We start from the raw sequence: 16,036 nt of genomic DNA, 5'->3' as shown, positions 1-16,036 counted from the left end.
CTGAGGAATAAAAGGCCTCAGGTTTTATTTTTTATTGAATGGTGCTGGTGTGCCATCGCTATTTGTAAAGGCGTCTGATTTGATTATTTTATCTTGATTCTTTTGAATAAAAAGGCCGTCTGAAAGGTTTTCAGACGGCCTTTCTTACAGCCAAAAGTTTTTGTCTAAGTCCTTAGAGCAATACTTTTTCTACACCGCCGTTATTGGCTTTTTTCACAAACTCATCCAGCCAGTTTTCGCCGAGGATATGTTTCGCCATTTCGATGACGATATAATCGGCAGGCATGTTGTTGTCGTCGGCGTAGCGGCTTAAGCCTTGCAGGCAGGCTGGGCAGGAGGTAAGCATTTTGACGGGTTCGCCCTGCGGCAGCTCTTTGAGGTTTTTCTCAATTTCCTCTTGTTTGCGGAACTTGACCTGAGTGGCGATGTCGGGTCGTTTGACGGCAAACATACCGGACTCGCCGCAGCAGCGGTCGCTTAAGACGACTTTTTGTCCCATCAGGCTGCTGACCATTTGGGTGGCATTCATGGTTTTGATCGGGGTATGGCAAGGATCGTGGTAGAGGTATTGCTGACCTTGTACGCCGTTCAGTTGCACGCCTTTTTCAAGCAGATATTCGTGGATGTCGATGATACGGCAGCCTGGGAAGATTTCCTCAAAACGGTATTTTTCTAGTTGGTCGTAGCAGGTACCGCAACTGACGACGACGGTTTTGATGTCGAGGTAGTTGAGGGTGTTTGCCATACGGTGGAAAGCCACGCGGTTGTTGGTGCTCATTTCTTCGGCTTTAGCCTTATTGCCGCCGGCGTCTTGCGGATAGCCGCAACACATATAGCCGGGCGGCAGGACGGTTTGTACACCGACATGCCAAAGCATGGCTTGAACGGCAAGTCCGATTTGGCTGAACAGACGCTCAGAGCCGCAACCTGGAAAGTAGAACACGGCTTCGGCATCTTCCGGAGAAGCCGGGTTACGGATGATAGGAATACTCTTGTCGTCTTCTATACCCAGCATGGAGCGCGGAGTTTTGGCTGGCACACTTTTTGGCAAAGGACGGTTGATGAAATGGATAACCTGTTCTTTGATTGAGGCAGTACCGACGGTGGCTTTCGGTTCGGCTTTTTGCTTTTTAGTGCCGATCGGAAGAAGCTTGCCGATTTTGTAGGCAAAGTTCTGCGCAGGGAAGCCGGTCTGTATCATGGCGGCGCGAAGGGCTTTGATGGTTTTCGGGCCTGTGGCGTTCAAAAATGCCATACCCATCGATGCGGCGGGCGCGAAGCGTTTGTGGCCGGAATCGGCAAGGTAGTTGCGGACGGCTACGGTAACGTCGCCGAAGTCGATGTTGACAGGGCAAGGTTTAACGCAGCGGTGGCACACGGTGCAGTGGTCGCCGATGTCCATCAGTTCTTCAAAATGTTTAATGGAAACGCCGCGACGGGTTTGTTCTTCGTATAAGAAGGCTTCAGTCAGCAAGCCTACGCCGAGGATTTTGTTGCGTGGGCTGTACAGCAGGTTGGCGCGCGGAACGTGGGTGGAGCAGACGGGTTTGCATTTGCCGCAGCGCAGACAGTCTTTAATGGAATCAGCGATGGTGCCGAGGTCTGATTTTTCCATAATCAGCGATTCCGCCCCCAAAAGCTCGAACGACGGCGTATAGGCGTTGCGTAAGTCAGAGCCTTTCATGAGTTTGTGACGGTTGAAGGTATGTTTCGGATCGACTTGGTTTTTGTAGTTCCAAAACGGTTGTAAATCTTCATCGGTCAGGAATTCGAGCTTGGTAATGCCGATGCCGTGTTCGCCGGAAATTACGCCGCCGAGCGAACGGGCGATTTTCATGATGCGTTCCACAGAACGGTAGGCCGTCTGAAGCATTTCGGCATCGTCTGAGTTAACCGGAATATTGGTGTGAACGTTACCGTCGCCGGCGTGCATATGCAGGGCAACGAAGACGCGGCTGCGTACGGTTTTGGCGTGGATTTTGCCCAAGCCTTGGATAATTTTGGTATCGGTTTTGCCGCTGAAGATTTCTGAAAGCGGCTTCATTACGTCCGCTTTGACAGACACGCGCAGGCGGAAATCGCGGAAGGCAATAAAGCAGCTTTCATTGTCTTTGGCTTCGAGCGAGGCGTGGACGGCTGCGCCATAGCGGGCTTTATAGTCGGCAAGCGGTGCGTCTAAGTTATTAAGCAGCCATTCCCAACGCGCTTTGACAGCAGAAACGTGGGCTAGGGCGTGTTTGCCGCGTTCGCCCAACAGTTCGGCAGTTGGCAGGTCTGTTCCCATTTTGTCGATGGGGAGTTTGCCGGACAGATATTGCTCCAAGGCGGCACAGAGTTTGAGTTTGTTTTGGATGGAAAGCTCAATGTTGATGCGTTCGATGCCGTCTGAATACTCGCCGAGCCTTTCGAGTGGGATTACCACGTCTTCGTTGATTTTAAAGGCATTGGTGTGTTTGGCGATGGCTGCGGTGCGGCTGCGGTCAAGCCAGAAGGTTTTACGGGCTTCAGGAGATATGGCGATAAAGCCTTCGCCGTCGCGGGCGCGGGCGAGTTCGCAGATGTGTTCGGCGGCTGCCTGTACGGCGGCTTCGTCGTCGGAAACCACATCTGCCAGCAAGACCATTTTAGGTCGGCCTTTACCTGCCGCTTTGGTGGCATAACCGACGGCGCGGACGTAGCGCCAGTCTAAATGCTCCAAACCGGCCAATCGTACGCTTTCATGGGCAAGCAGGAAATCGCGGATTTCGACAATGGACGGCGTAGCGGTGGCGACCGTGCCGAAAAATTCCATACACACAGTACGCGTGTATTTCGGCATTTTGTGCAACACGAAGGCGACGCTGGTGATGATGCCGTCTGTGCCTTCTTTCTGCACGCCGGGCAGGCCGCTCAAGAATTTGTCGGTAACGTCTTTGCCCAAACCGACTTTGCGGAATTTGTGGCCGGGGATTTCCAAACGTTTGGTATTGATGATATTGCGACCGTCTGAATCCAGCGTATGTACGTCAAATATGGCGGTTTCTTCGTCGTGAATTTTGCCGAAATTGTGGTGCACGCGTTCGATACGCAACCATTCGCCTTGAGGGTTAACCATGTTCCAGTAGGCGAGGTTGTCCAAGGCAGTACCCCACAGCACGGCTTTTTTACCGCCTGCGTTCATCGCCACATTACCGCCCACGCAAGACGCATCGGCGGAAGTCGGATCAACAGCGAACACCAAACCTGCCTGATGTGCGGTTTCTTCCACCCGCCGCGTGACCACGCCTGCGCCGCAATGGATAATCGGATGTCTGCCGTCCAAGCCTGCCAGCTCAACGTATTCGACGCCGCGATGCTTGTCGAGTTTTTCGGTATTGATGACTGCGCTGTTTGCGTCCAAAGGTACTGCGCCGCCGGTATAACCCGTACCGCCGCCGCGCGGGATAATGACCAAGTCCAACTCGATTAAGGCGCGGACCAAAGGCGCGATCTCTGCCTCGGTATCAGGATTGACAACGACAAACGGATACTCCACGCGCCAGTCGGTTGCATCGGTAACGTGTGTCACGCGCGCCAATCCGTCAAACATGATGTTGTGCGGCTTGGTGATTTTGCTTAAGCGTTCCAAAATCTGATGGCGTTTTTGGATGGTTTCATCAAAACTGCTATCAAAACGCTCGACTGCTTTTTCTGCTGCGGCAACCAAGACATCCACTTGCTGATTGTCGTCACGGCGCTTGCGGATCTCGTTCAAACGGTGGCGCATTTCACGCACCAGCGCGGCGCGGCGTTTCGGATGCTCCAGCAAATCGTCGACCAGATACGGATTGCGCACGACCACCCAAATATCGCCCAACACTTCAAACAACATCCGCGCCGAACGCCCCGTCCTGCGCTGTCCGCGCAAGTCTTGCAGAATCTGCCACGCTTCGTCGCCCAACAGTCGGATGACGATTTCGCGGTCGGTATAAGAAGTATAGTTATAGGGAATTTCTCGAATACGCTGAGGGGCAGTAGTCGTGGTCATGGTTGTGTTCCGTTGATGGATGTAATGTTTTTATATTAAAGGCCGTCTGAAAAATGCAATTTCTTCTTGATGGCGTAAAGTGTTAATGTAGTGTAATTTTCGATATTTTTCAACGGAAAAGACAATAAACATTCCAATGGGAATGATTTGCAACTAGGTAATATTGTTTACAATCTTGTCGTGTAAATGGTTTTCAGACGACCTGACAGATTTTATCGCTTGAGTTTTTCTGTAAAACCGCTATAATGCGTTTTTTCTATGGCGGGTCTCCCCGCATGGTAATTCGGAACACCGGGTCAGGGGCGGAAGCCAGCAGCCCACTCTGATGAGCCAGTGCCGGGGGTTCGGCTCGCCACCTTATTCAAAAATGCCGGAGATGGTTAAGTCTCCGGCATTTTTCATTGTATAAAGCGTAATAAAAAGGCCGTCTGAAATCTCATTTTCAGACGGCCTTTGAGTTTATGAGCCAGCTATTTATGCTTCTTCTGATTTTGTATTGGGCAAAACGCAGTTCAGGATAATCGCCAATACGGCGCACAAACCTACACCAGCAAAGCTCAAAGTACCTACTTTGATAATCATGCCGCCGATACCGGTGGTCAATACGGAGCTGACGATAACCAGATTTTTCGGCTGCATCAAATCGACTTTTGCATCAATCAATGTTTTGATGCCCAAAGAGGCGATTGTACCGAACAGCAGCAACATAATACCGCCCATAACCGGCATGGGAATCGAAGCCAAAAACGCGTTGAACTTACCGAAAAACGCCATAAAAATTGCAAAAATTGCCGCCCAAGTCATGATGACGGGATTGCTGTTTTTGGTAATCATCACCGCGCCGGTTACTTCGCCGTAAGTAGTCACAGGAGGGCCGCCAATCAAACCGGCCACGCATACGCCCAAGCCGTCGCCGGCGAGGGTTTTGTCCAAGCCAGGGTCTTTAGTGTAGTTTGTGCCGGTTACATTGCCGATGGCCATAATGCCGCCGATGTGTTCGATGGCCGGGGCGATGGCGACGGGCAACATAAACAAGGCAGCCTGCCAGTTGACTTGAGGCGTTTCAAAATGAGGGACGGCAAACCAAGGGGAGTTGACGATGGCGCTGGTATCGACCAAGCCCATGATCAAAGCTAACACATAGCCAGAAGCCACGCCGATCAGAATCGGAATTAGCTTCATCATTTTGCTGCCGAAGACAGAAACAATGACGGTTACCGCAAAGGTAAAGCCGGAGAGAATCAGCGAGTCGATATAGTCGATGACCTGTTTTCCATCTGCCTGACCCATGGCCATGCTGCTGGCTGCAGCGGCCACGGACAAGCCGATTACCATAATCACCGGGCCGATAACCACGGGCGGCAATAGCTTGTGTACCGCATCCAGACCGCGCCATTTGATCAGCGCGGCAAAGACAAAGTACATGAAACCTGCCGCAAACAGACCAAACATCGTAGAAGGCAGGCCCCATTCGCCGATGGAGTAGATAATCGGCGCAATAAAGGCAAAAGAAGAACCGAGGAAAATCGGCACTTTACGTTTGGTAACCAATTGGAACAACAAAGTGCCCAAGCCTGCGCCCAATAATGCCAAAGCTGGGTTCAGTCCCGTCAGTAGCGGCACAAGCACCATGGCACCGAATGCGACAAACAAAATCTGCGCACCGGCTACCGCTGTTTTAAGCTGGTTCATAAAAGCTCCGAAGAAAATTTAAACGGCGCAGATTATACTGATTTATCCTAGTCGTGAACATTTATTTACAAAAGGCCGTCTGAACAAATGTAACGATGACACCTGTCCAGACGGCCTTGTTCGATAGCGAATGGTTAATAACTTATCAAAATCGATTAGGAAATTTTTTAGCCGCGTGTTTCGCGCCAAACCAAATAATCGCGCAGGGGCGGCATGGGCGGGTTGATGCAGTGCGGACAGATGCCGGTTGTGTCTTCATCATCGCTGTCGATATGGTAGTCGTTTGGATCGAAGCGCACCTGCTGCATGACGGCTTGCGCCAAAGCTTGCGCCTGTACGACATCAAAGCGGAATTTTTCAAGGATTTCGTTTAATAGACGGATTTCGCCGTCGCTGAAAGATTCGCTGTGTTTGACAATGAGGCGTTGATAATCTTCATTGCTGATTTTTTCGTGAAGTAAATCGGTCTGGATAGTCATGATTTTTATTGTTGAAATAAGATGGTCAAGGTGCAGATTATAGCGGATATTGTGGCGGCTGTTTTAAATGTCGTCTGAAAGTTGACGGGCTTTGGCGGATGTGGGGATAAATCTGTTCAATTCAGTATTGACTGCCTGAAAATCGCGGCTATCAAAAAAATCGCCGATACGTATGGTTTTTCCCTGATAATCGAAAGACCATGCGCCTTGTACACATTTTTGGATACGTAAAATATTGGGGATATTGTGAATTTTTCGTTTCATACCATTTTGGTATAGGTTTTCGTTTGGCAACCTCTGTTTCCTTCCTTGTGCAATAGGAGCTTTAGGAATATGGTCACGAGAATGCCATTCGGAGATTTCTGACAACGGGAAACTACGCCAACGCCCAATGGAGAACAAGGTATAACCATGAGACAGCGTATGGTTACGGATCTTGATGTTTTCACGTCCGAAAAGTTGCCAAAGAAGGCTGTAAACCAGTGAGCCGACTAGGTAGAAAGTAAAAAGTAAAGGGATGAGAATGGCTTCTAAATTAGTGAAATAGTGCTCTTCAAGGTAAAACGGCGCGATGCATGTAAGAGCAAAGAAAAATATAAGAGATACCGTGGTAAAACCGATTTCCTGCGAGTCATGTACAACACGTGCAGATACGGTAATGCCGTCGGGCATGCGCTCTATTTTATAACGCGAAGATGCCATCAATAGCCTCCTACTTTGTCTGCCTGATACGCTTTTTGCAGCGGTGTAATTTGTGCCAAGCGGGCATGATCAATTTGTTCGGCAATTAAATGGGATTTTCCTTGTGCGCGGCACTCGGCGGCAATTTTGCCTGCATCTACTTGGTTGGCGGCCTCAAGTAAGGCCAACCAGTGTTCGCGTTGCGGATAGGGGGTATCTTCAAGATTCAGACGGCCTTGTTTGTCGGCCACGCAGACGTTTAAGGCCGTCTGAAAACGTTCGGGGCGGCGGAATGCGTCGGTTTTTTTCAAAACATTCAAAATGGTTTTGCTTTTGAACTGCCCGACTTGATGGAGCATGATGTGCCAACGGCAGACAAGTTCGGCAAGCTCGGCGCAGTGTTTGGGCGCGCGCAGGCGTTGATTGACTTCGCAGACGGGTTCGACGCCGTTGACATCGTGTCCGTAGTGTTTCGGCAAGATATCGGCCGGTGTTTTTGCCTTGCCTAAGTCGTGCAATAAGGCAGCATAGCGTTCGGCGAGGGAGAGATTCATCTCGGCGGCTCGTTGTACAACCATCAGCGTATGAATACCGCTGTCGATTTCGGGATGATAGTCGGCGCGTTGCGGTACGCCGAAAAGGGCATCAAGCTCGGGCAGTAAAACTTTGAGTGCGCCGCATTCGCGCAAAACTTCAATCATTCGGCGCGGATTTTTCTCCATCAAGCCTTTTGCCAATTCTTGCCAGACGCGTTCGGCAACCAAGGCATCCGCTTCGCCGTTTTCTACCATTTGCCGCATCAGCGACATGGTTTCATCGGCAATTTGAAAACCATAACGCGCGGCAAAACGGGCGATACGCAAAATCCTTACGGGGTCTTCGGCAAAGGCAGGCGAAACGTGGCGCAGGATGCCGGCTGCCAAGTCTTGTTGTCCGCCAAAAGGATCGATGATCGTGCCGTCTGAATCCTGAGCCATGGCATTGATGGTCAGGTCGCGGCGCATCAGGTCTTGTTCCAGCGTAACGTCTTTATCGGCATGAAAGCTGAATCCGGCATAGCCTTTGGCGGTTTTGCGCTCGGTACGGGCGAGGGCATATTCTTCGTGGCTGTCCGGATGGAGAAAGACGGGAAAATCCTTGCCGACAGGTTGATAGCCTTGAGCCAGCATGGTTTGCGCATCTGCACCGACGACTACCCAGTCGCGGTCTTTGACGTGCAGGCCTAACAGATGGTCGCGGACGGCGCCGCCGACAAGATAGGTTTTGATGGTTTGTGTATTCATATAAAAATCGAACGATATAAAAAGGCCGTCTGAAAAGCCGTATTGGGTTTTCAGACGGCCTGAGTCAGAACGCTATTATGACGCTTTAGGCTTGTTGCCGTCGATGATTTTCAAACCGGCGGAGACCAAGCTGCCGATGTCGGCAACGTTGGCAGGCATAATCAGCGTGTTGCTTTCTTTAGCCAAATTGCTGAAGGCGGCAACGTATTGCTCGGCAACTTTCAGGTTAACAGCTTCAGCACCGCCCTCGGAGCGGACAGCCTCGGCGATTTTGCGGATGGCGTCGGCGTTGGCTTCGGCAACCAGGCGCAGGGCTTCGGCTTCGCCTTGAGCGCGGTTGATGCGGGCGATTTTTTCACCGTTTGACGCGTTGATGGCGGCTTGCGCTTCACCTTCGGATTGTTGGATTTCTGCCTCGCGCTGACCGCTGGCAAGGTTGATCTGCTCGATTTTACGGCCTTCGGATTCGGCAATACGCGCGCGTTTTTCACGTTCGGCGGTAATTTGCGCCTGCATTGAGCGGAGGATTTCTTGCGGCGGAACCAAGTCTTTGATTTCGTAACGCAAGACTTTCACGCCCCATGCGCCTGCCGCTTCGTCCAAAGCAGCAACAACAATGCTGTTGATTTCATCGCGTTCTTCAAAGGTTTTATCCAATTCCATGCGTCCGATGACAGAGCGCAAAGTTGTCTGCGCAAGCTGGGTAATCGCCATGATGTAGTTGCTGGAACCATATGAAGCGAGTTTTGGATCGGTGACTTGGAAGTAGATAATGCCGTCCACAGTCAGCTGAGTGTTGTCGCGGGTGATACAGACTTGGCTGGGAACATCCAAAGGAACTTCTTTCAGCGAATGGCGATAGGCGACACGGTCGATGAATGGGATGAGGATGTTCAGGCCAGCAGTCAGCGCTTTGTGAAAACGGCCCAATCGTTCGACCACATAAACTTCCTGCTGCGGCACAACGATAAAGGATTTGAAACCAAAAACAACAACGACGATGAGGAGTAGGACGGGGAGACTGAGCAGAAATTCCATAATGTTTCCTTATGATGATGGTTGGGAGAGTGTGCGGATAATCAGAAGATTGCCGTTTTTGGCAGTAATGACTGCGCTTGAGGCCGTCTGAAAAGTATCTTGAGGCCGTTCGGCTTGTGCCTGCCAGTGTGTACCGCGGTATGCGACTTCGTAAATATTGTCATGCAGGTGGCGTAGGATGCGGACGTTTTGCCCAATATCTAAATCATCGTTGAGCGCTTGGGGAGCCAACTGATTTTTCAGACGGCCGTGTACCAGCCAGATACCGAGTGCACTGATGATGGCGGCAGTCAAAACGGCGGCAGAAAAGTGACCGCTTAATCCGTACATGATTCCGGCAGCGGCCAGCGCTACGCTGACCACCAAAAGATAAACCGTTCCGATAAACAATTCGACAATCAGAACAACGGCGGCGGCAACAAACCATATCGTCATGCGGCATATCCTTTTAAGAATCTTTTGATAATCCTTATCATAATGGCAACAGCTTGAAATGAAAAGGCTAAGGCTGAAATTTATTTCAGTTATAATAAGTCCATTCAAATACGGAGCAGCAAATAATGCAGACTTGGCACGAGGCAATTGGTGCGGAAAAAGAAAAGGCGTATTTTCAAACGATTTTGGAGAAGGTACGCCATGAAAGGCAGGCGGGGATAACCGTTTATCCGCCTGAGCGCGATGTATTCAATGCCTTTCGGACGACTGAATTTGGAAATGTAAAAGTAGTGATTTTGGGGCAAGACCCGTATCACGGCGCGGGTCAGGCTCATGGTTTGGCGTTTTCCGTGCAACTTGAAATTGCGGTGCCGCCGTCGTTGGTCAATATTTATAAAGAGCTGGCGACGGATATTGAGGGCTTTCAAATTCCGCAACACGGCTATTTGCAGCATTGGGCGGAACAGGGCGTGTTGCTGTTGAACACGGTATTGACTGTCCGTTCCGGTTTGGCGCATTCCCATGCGACTTTTGGCTGGGAGGCGTTTACCGATGAAGTCATCCGACAATTGGATAAGGAACGCGAGCATTTAGTCTTTATGCTGTGGGGCAGCCATGCGCAGAAGAAAGGCGCGTTTATCGACCGCAACCGTCATTTGGTGCTGACTGCGCCGCATCCTTCGCCTTTATCGGCATATCGCGGCTTTTTCGGCTGCAAACATTTTTCGCAGGCAAACGCTTATTTGCAGGCACATGGTTTAGAGCCGATTGATTGGCAGGTTTAAATAAGATGATAGGCCGTCTGAAAGCAGATTTTCAGACGGCCTTATGATTTAGTTTCAAATCGAATATTCAATCAGTTCGTTTTGAGAAAAGACATAAACCTGTTTCGGAATCAGCTTCAATTCTTTGCCTTCGGCGATTTGGTAACGCGCGGCATCGCTGCCTGCCAGCGTGATATGTACGTCTTGTTTGTCGTGTTTGACTAAAATATGCGTCAATGCGCCGACGGCGTGGATTTTTTCGATTTTGGCACGAATCATCGGTGTTTCATTTTCGGCGGCAAGCTGCCATTCGTGTGGGCGGATATAGCCGATAGCGGTTTGTTCCTGCCATTTGTAGTGCGCGTCCAATTTCCATGCAAAGCCGTTGTAGTGCCAGATGCCTTTTTCGATTCTGCCTTCAAAAGCGTCGGTTTCGCCGAGAAATTCGGTAACGAAGGCGTTTTCAGGTTTGCGGTAAATAGCTTCGGCGCTGCCGGTTTGTTCGATTTTGCCGTGGTTCATGACGACGATTTCGTCGGAAACTTCAAGGGCCTCTTCTTGGTCGTGTGTCACCAGAATGCTGGTTACGCCTAGGTTGTGATGGATGTCGCGCAGCCAGGTACGCAATTCTTTGCGCACTTTGGCATCCAGCGCGCCGAAGGGTTCATCCAAAAGCAGGAGTTTGGGTTCGACAGCGAGGGCGCGGGCAAGGGCGATGCGTTGGCGTTGGCCGCCAGAGAGCTGGTGCGGATAGGATTTGGCGAGGTGGGAGAGCTGCACGAGTTTCAGCAACTCCTCGACTTTGGCGCGGATTTGTTCTTTGGACGGGCGTTCGGACTTGGGTAATACGGTCAAACCGAAAGCGACGTTGTCAAACACGTTCATGTGGCGGAAGAGGGCGTAGTGTTGGAACACAAAACCGACTTTGCGCTTGCGCACATGCTTGGTGGTTACGTCTTGGCCGTCAAAGAGAATTTGTCCGCCGTCGGCGTTTTCCAATCCGGCGATGATGCGCAGGAGCGTGGTTTTGCCGCAGCCGGAAGGGCCGAGCAGGGAAACGAGTTTGCCGGTGGGGACGTTGAGGTTGATGTTTTTCAGCGCGTGGAACGCTCCGAAGTGTTTGTTTAAGTTTTGAATGGTGATGCTCATGCTGCGTTCCTTTCGGCGGCGGCGAGTTTTTTATCTTGTAATTTTGTGATGATGTTTTGCACCAGCAAGGTGGCCAAGGCTAAAAGTGCCAATACGCCGGAGAGGGCGAATGCGCCGGTGAAGTTGTATTCGTTGTAGAAGATTTCGACCAAAAGCGGGATGGTGTTGGTTTCGCCGCGGATATGCCCCGATACTACGCTGACCGCGCCGAACTCGCCCATTGCGCGGGCGTTGGTGAGGATGATGCCGTAGAGCAGCGCCCATTTGATGTTGGGCAGGGTAACGCGCCAAAACATCTGCCAGCCGCTTGCACCGAGTATCAAGGCGGCCTGTTCTTCGCTGTCGCCCTGCGCCTGCATTAAAGGAATGATTTCGCGTGCGACAAAGGGGAAGGTAACGAACAGCGTCGCCAAAATAATGCCGGGGATGGCGAAGATAATCTGTATGCCTTGCGCTTCCAGCCAGCCGCCCAATGCCGTGTGCGCGCCGAACAATAAGACGAACATTAAACCGGCCACCACGGGCGATACGGAAAACGGCAAATCGAGCAGGGTGGTCAGCAACTGCTTGCCGCGGAAGTCGAAGCGGGTCAGCAGCCACGCCATCGCCACGCCCAATACGGCATTGACGGGAACGACAATCAGCGCGGTAATCAGCGTTAATTTGATGGCAGACCATGCCTCGGGATCGGTCAAGGATTGCAGGTATAAATCCCAACCGCCTTTTAAGGCCTCGTAGAATACGGCAACCAAAGGCACGACCAGCATCAGCAGCAGAAAGCCTAAGGCGGTAGCAGTCAGTAACATGCGCAGCCAACGCGGTTCGCTCAGGTTTGGATTGGTAGAATGGGTTTTCATGTTAGTGAAGTCTCTATTTATTCTTTATCCGTTTAGGCCGTCTGAAAAATGTTTGCTTGATGTTTCAGACGGCCTGTTGTTTGTTAAACCTTCGCTCCGGCGCGGCGGCTCAAAGTCCATTGCATGATGTTCAAAATCAGCAGGATGACAAACGAAATCATCAGCATAAACAGAGCAACGGCTGATGCACCCTGAGCATCGTATTGCTCCAGTTTGCCGGTAATAATCAAGGGCAGGATTTCAGACACCATCGGAATATTGCCCGCGATAAAAATGACCGAGCCGTATTCGCCGGTAGAGCGGGCAAACATCATGCCTGCGCCGGTCAACAGGGCCGGTGTGATTTCTGGCAAAAGGACGCGGCGGAACGTAGTCCAACGGCTTGCGCCCAAAGTCGCCGCCGCTTCTTCATATTCGCCCGACAACTCTTCCAATACCGGCTGCACGGCCCGGACGATAAAGGGCATGCTGACGACAATCAGTGCAATCCAAATGCCGATGGGCGTAAAGGCGATTTTGATGCCCAAAGGCTCGAAAAAACGGCCTATCCAACCATTGGGCGCATACAGGGTTGCCAACGCAATGCCTGTTACCGCCGTCGGCAGCGCAAACGGCAAATCGACCAAAGCGTTTACCAACCCTTTGCCCGGAAATTCATAGCGCACCAATACCCAGGCGACCAACGTGCCGAACACGATATTGGTCAACATCGCATAAAACGACATCCGCAAACTCAGCCAGACGGCCGCCAAGACATTGGGTTCGATAATCGTGTTCCAAAATCCGCTCCAGCCGATTTCCGCCGCTTTGGCCGCCATCATCGCAAACGGCAAAACCACCAAAAGCGACAGGCACAAAACCGTCAAACCCAGGCTGAGCTTGAAACCTGGCAATACAGAAGGCGTTTTGAGTAACAACATAATGGCAATCGTCAGAATTTAATACACGCTTACTTTAACAAGGCCGTCTGAAAACTGGAAAGAATGCTTTGTTTGGTATAAAGACGATTTTGTTATATTGAAAAGATGAAAAGGCCGTCTGAACATCAAATTTCAGACGGCCTTGCTGGTGTTGGGGAATCAATAAGCAACAGATTCAGGCGATGAGGGCCGGCGTTGCGCCGCGTCATAGTTTTCCTGAGCCGAGCGGACGGCTTTTTCCAAACCGTTGATCCGTTCGAGATAGCGGGCATAGTTGCGTTCATTGCCATAACGCACTTTTTTGCCTTCTTCCAAGTTTTTCTTGGCAGTATCTAAAGCACGCTTGGCCGCACCGACATCAGTCGGATTGACTAGGGCGACAGCTTCTTCTGCCTGCTCGGCTTCGCTTGGCGAAGTCGGTGTTGCCGGTGTTGAAACAGGCGCAGAAGTATATACGGACGGTTTGCCGATATTGCTGACTTTGCAGTTTTTGCCGCCGGCTTGGGTATAGACTTTGCGGCCGGCAGAATCGGTACATTCAAAAATAGGTGCGGCGGAAACCACGGTTGTCAAAGCGAGCAGTAATGTGCTGATCCAAATTTTGTTCATTTTTTAGTTTTCCTTAAAACCATTTCCACCAAACAAACAAAGCCGTAATCATGATGATGTTGGCGAAGAGGATAGGCTTCCACTGTCTGGGCGCGCGCCACAATTCAGTGCCAGAGCGCGTGCGGCGGATATAGAAAAACGGGCTGAGCAGCATGGAAGCGGCGCATACCAAAATAATCACGGCGTAATAGATTTTGTGCGTTTCCATATCGTTTCTCTGTTTCAGACGGCCTGAAATGCTGCCTACAACGCATTTTTGCGTGAAGCGTTGCCTGTTTTCATCTTGCATCGGGTATTGGACACATTTGCCATGGCCTCAATCCTGAGGTCTTTGCAAAAATATGCTACAATCGCGTCCGATTATAACATTCTATTTATAAAGGTTTTACGAATAATGATTTCTACCAACGGCATCACCATGCAGTTCGGCGCAAAGCCGCTGTTTGAAAACGTATCCGTCAAGTTCGGCGAAGGCAACCGCTACGGCTTGATCGGCGCGAACGGTTCGGGCAAATCCACCTTCATGAAAATCCTCGGCGGCGATTTGGAACAGACTGCCGGCGAAGTAGCGATTGAAAACGGCGTGCGTTTGGGTAAATTGCGCCAAGACCAGTTTGCCTACGAAGACATGCGCGTGCTGGACGTGGTGATGATGGGTCACACCGAAATGTGGGCGGCAATGACCGAGCGTGATGCGATTTACGCCAATCCTGAAGCCACCGAAGACGACTACATGAAAGCCGCCGAACTGGAAGCCAAGTTCGCCGAATACGACGGCTACACCGCCGAAGCGCGCGCTGCCGAATTGTTGAGCGGCGTGGGCATTTCCGAAGATTTGCACAATGCGACCATGGCAGAAGTTGCCCCGGGCTTCAAACTGCGCGTATTGCTGGCGCAAGCCCTGTTCTCCAAGCCAGATGTATTGCTCTTGGACGAACCGACCAATAACTTGGACATTAATACCATCCGCTGGTTGGAAGGCGTGTTGAACCAATACGACTCCACCATGATCATCATCTCGCACGACCGTCACTTCTTGAACGAAGTCTGTACACACATGGCGGATTTGGACTACAACACCATCACCATCTATCCGGGCAACTACGACGACTATATGCTCGCTTCCGCCCAATCGCGTGAGCGCGCCCTGAAAGACAACGCCAAAGCCAAAGAGAAACTGCAAGAGCTGCAAGAGTTCGTTGCCCGTTTCTCTGCCAACAAATCCAAAGCCCGTCAGGCAACCAGCCGTCTGAAACAGGCAGACAAAATCAAATCGGAGATGGTCGAAGTCAAACCTTCTACCCGTCAAAACCCGTATATCCGTTTTGAAGCCGACGAAAAAGCCAAGTTGCACCGTCAGGCTGTGGAAGTTGAAAAACTGGCCAAACGTTTTGAAACCCAGTTGTTTAAAAACCTGAACTTCATCCTTGAAGCAGGCCAGCGCCTCGCCATCATCGGCCCGAACGGCGCGGGTAAATCTACCTTGCTGAAACTCTTGGCCGGCGCATACAATCCCGAATATTCAGACGGCCTGTTGCCGGACGAAGGTACCATCAAATGGGCGGAAAAAGCCAGTGTCGGCTACTACCCGCAAGACCATGAAAACGACTTCGACGTCGATATGGATCTGAGCGAATGGATGCGCCAATGGGGCCAGGAAGGCGATGACGAACAAGTCATCCGCGGCACTTTGGGCCGCTTGCTCTTCGGCAGCAACGATGTCGTGAAAAAAGTGAAGGTTCTCTCAGGTGGCGAAAAAGGCCGTATGCTTTACGGCAAACTGTTGCTGTTGAAACCCAATGTTTTGGTCATGGACGAACCGACTAACCACATGGACATGGAAAGCATCGAATCCTTGAACATGGCGCTGGAAAAATACAACGGCACGTTGATTTTCGTATCGCACGACCGTCAGTTTGTATCTTCATTGGCCACCCAAATCATCGAATTGGATGGCAAAGGCGGATATGAACACTACTTGGGCGATTACGAAAGCTATCTGGAGAAAAAAGGCTTAGTTTAAACCCATACTGATAAGCTATTAAGGTATTGAAATGCCGTCTGAAAACCGTTGTGTTTTCAGACGGCATTTTTTGAAGCGTTTCATATTGGCAATCACTGAA

14 protein-coding genes and 1 other RNA gene are annotated in these 16,036 nt (G+C 50.9%); 3 read left to right on the top strand and 12 right to left on the bottom strand.

Features of this window, described 5'->3' with window-relative positions; genetic code table 11:
• Positions 1–172: 172 nt before the first annotated feature.
• Positions 173–4,006: a DUF3683 domain-containing protein gene (locus FAH66_RS04290; protein ID WP_137040801.1), complete on the bottom strand. Its 3,834-nt coding sequence runs from the start codon at positions 4,004–4,006 to the stop codon at positions 173–175.
• 260 nt (positions 4,007–4,266) lie between these two features.
• Between FAH66_RS04290 and ffs the strand changes: the two genes are divergently transcribed.
• An RNA gene (ffs, locus tag FAH66_RS04285) (signal recognition particle sRNA small type) lies at positions 4,267–4,363 on the top strand.
• Between the two features lie 117 nt (positions 4,364–4,480).
• Here the strand turns inward: ffs and FAH66_RS04280 are convergent.
• From FAH66_RS04280 to FAH66_RS04255, 6 genes are all read right to left on the bottom strand, one after another.
• Complete coding sequence (locus FAH66_RS04280) at positions 4,481–5,698, bottom strand: uracil-xanthine permease family protein (protein WP_137040800.1); 1,218 nt, start codon at positions 5,696–5,698, stop codon at positions 4,481–4,483.
• A 167-nt stretch (positions 5,699–5,865) separates the two neighbouring features.
• Complete coding sequence (locus FAH66_RS04275) at positions 5,866–6,177, bottom strand: hypothetical protein (RefSeq protein WP_003679235.1); 312 nt, start codon at positions 6,175–6,177, stop codon at positions 5,866–5,868.
• Between the two features lie 63 nt (positions 6,178–6,240).
• Complete coding sequence (locus FAH66_RS04270; protein ID WP_137040799.1) at positions 6,241–6,879, bottom strand: hypothetical protein; 639 nt, start codon at positions 6,877–6,879, stop codon at positions 6,241–6,243.
• Complete coding sequence (locus FAH66_RS04265; protein WP_137040798.1) at positions 6,879–8,141, bottom strand: multifunctional CCA addition/repair protein; 1,263 nt, start codon at positions 8,139–8,141, stop codon at positions 6,879–6,881. The genes FAH66_RS04270 and FAH66_RS04265 overlap by 1 nt, the downstream gene beginning before the upstream one ends.
• A gap of 75 nt (positions 8,142–8,216) precedes the next feature.
• On the bottom strand, positions 8,217–9,179 hold the full coding sequence (locus FAH66_RS04260; protein WP_070814059.1) for an SPFH domain-containing protein: 963 nt from the start codon (positions 9,177–9,179) through the stop codon (positions 8,217–8,219).
• 9 nt (positions 9,180–9,188) lie between these two features.
• On the bottom strand, positions 9,189–9,614 hold the full coding sequence (locus FAH66_RS04255; RefSeq protein WP_063069005.1) for an NfeD family protein: 426 nt from the start codon (positions 9,612–9,614) through the stop codon (positions 9,189–9,191).
• A 125-nt stretch (positions 9,615–9,739) separates the two neighbouring features.
• Between FAH66_RS04255 and ung the strand changes: the two genes are divergently transcribed.
• Positions 9,740–10,399: a uracil-DNA glycosylase gene (gene ung, locus FAH66_RS04250; protein WP_137040797.1), complete on the top strand. Its 660-nt coding sequence runs from the start codon at positions 9,740–9,742 to the stop codon at positions 10,397–10,399.
• A gap of 54 nt (positions 10,400–10,453) precedes the next feature.
• Here the strand turns inward: ung and FAH66_RS04245 are convergent, their stop codons facing one another.
• From FAH66_RS04245 to FAH66_RS04225, 5 genes are all read right to left on the bottom strand, one after another.
• Positions 10,454–11,527, bottom strand: coding sequence for a sulfate/molybdate ABC transporter ATP-binding protein (locus FAH66_RS04245; RefSeq protein WP_137040796.1), 1,074 nt, complete (start codon positions 11,525–11,527; stop codon positions 10,454–10,456).
• A complete protein-coding gene (gene cysW, locus FAH66_RS04240; protein ID WP_137040795.1) occupies positions 11,524–12,384 on the bottom strand; it encodes a sulfate ABC transporter permease subunit CysW in 861 nt (286 codons plus the stop codon). The genes FAH66_RS04245 and cysW overlap by 4 nt, the downstream gene beginning before the upstream one ends.
• An 83-nt stretch (positions 12,385–12,467) precedes the next feature.
• Complete coding sequence (cysT, locus tag FAH66_RS04235) at positions 12,468–13,304, bottom strand: sulfate ABC transporter permease subunit CysT (protein WP_137040794.1); 837 nt, start codon at positions 13,302–13,304, stop codon at positions 12,468–12,470.
• Positions 13,305–13,463: 159 nt separating this feature from the next.
• Positions 13,464–13,913: a DUF4124 domain-containing protein gene (locus FAH66_RS04230; RefSeq protein ID WP_137040793.1), complete on the bottom strand. Its 450-nt coding sequence runs from the start codon at positions 13,911–13,913 to the stop codon at positions 13,464–13,466.
• A gap of 13 nt (positions 13,914–13,926) precedes the next feature.
• Entirely contained in the window at positions 13,927–14,121 is a 195-nt protein-coding gene (locus FAH66_RS04225) for a hypothetical protein (protein ID WP_137040792.1), read from the bottom strand.
• 186 nt (positions 14,122–14,307) lie between these two features.
• On the opposite strand from FAH66_RS04225, the gene FAH66_RS04220 reads away from it, so the two are divergent.
• A complete protein-coding gene (locus FAH66_RS04220) occupies positions 14,308–15,936 on the top strand; it encodes an ABC-F family ATPase (RefSeq protein ID WP_003683571.1) in 1,629 nt (542 codons plus the stop codon).
• The last annotated feature ends 100 nt before the right edge of the window (positions 15,937–16,036 follow it).

Source organism: Neisseria subflava (assembly GCF_005221305.1).
Taxonomy (GTDB): Bacteria; Pseudomonadota; Gammaproteobacteria; order Burkholderiales; family Neisseriaceae; genus Neisseria; species Neisseria subflava.
This window is presented reverse-complemented; position numbering and strand designations above follow the sequence as displayed.

Bases quoted from the DNA above. Each gene is read 5' to 3' on its own strand.
- FAH66_RS04245 (WP_137040796.1), bottom strand. From the start codon at position 11,527: ATGAGCATCACCATTCAAAACTTAAACAAACACTTCGGAGCGTTCCAC.
- cysT (WP_137040794.1), bottom strand. From the start codon at position 13,304: ATGTTGTTACTCAAAACGCCTTCTGTATTGCCAGGTTTCAAGCTCAGC.
- FAH66_RS04265 (WP_137040798.1), bottom strand. From the start codon at position 8,141: ATGAATACACAAACCATCAAAACCTATCTTGTCGGCGGCGCCGTCCGC.
- FAH66_RS04220 (WP_003683571.1), top strand. From the start codon at position 14,308: ATGATTTCTACCAACGGCATCACCATGCAGTTCGGCGCAAAGCCGCTG.
- FAH66_RS04255 (WP_063069005.1), bottom strand. From the start codon at position 9,614: ATGACGATATGGTTTGTTGCCGCCGCCGTTGTTCTGATTGTCGAATTG.
- FAH66_RS04260 (WP_070814059.1), bottom strand. From the start codon at position 9,179: ATGGAATTTCTGCTCAGTCTCCCCGTCCTACTCCTCATCGTCGTTGTT.
- cysW (WP_137040795.1), bottom strand. From the start codon at position 12,384: ATGAAAACCCATTCTACCAATCCAAACCTGAGCGAACCGCGTTGGCTG.
- FAH66_RS04225 (WP_137040792.1), bottom strand. From the start codon at position 14,121: ATGGAAACGCACAAAATCTATTACGCCGTGATTATTTTGGTATGCGCC.
- FAH66_RS04280 (WP_137040800.1), bottom strand. From the start codon at position 5,698: ATGAACCAGCTTAAAACAGCGGTAGCCGGTGCGCAGATTTTGTTTGTC.
- FAH66_RS04290 (WP_137040801.1), bottom strand. From the start codon at position 4,006: ATGACCACGACTACTGCCCCTCAGCGTATTCGAGAAATTCCCTATAAC.
- FAH66_RS04270 (WP_137040799.1), bottom strand. From the start codon at position 6,879: ATGGCATCTTCGCGTTATAAAATAGAGCGCATGCCCGACGGCATTACC.
- FAH66_RS04275 (WP_003679235.1), bottom strand. From the start codon at position 6,177: ATGACTATCCAGACCGATTTACTTCACGAAAAAATCAGCAATGAAGAT.
- FAH66_RS04230 (WP_137040793.1), bottom strand. From the start codon at position 13,913: ATGAACAAAATTTGGATCAGCACATTACTGCTCGCTTTGACAACCGTG.
- ung (WP_137040797.1), top strand. From the start codon at position 9,740: ATGCAGACTTGGCACGAGGCAATTGGTGCGGAAAAAGAAAAGGCGTAT.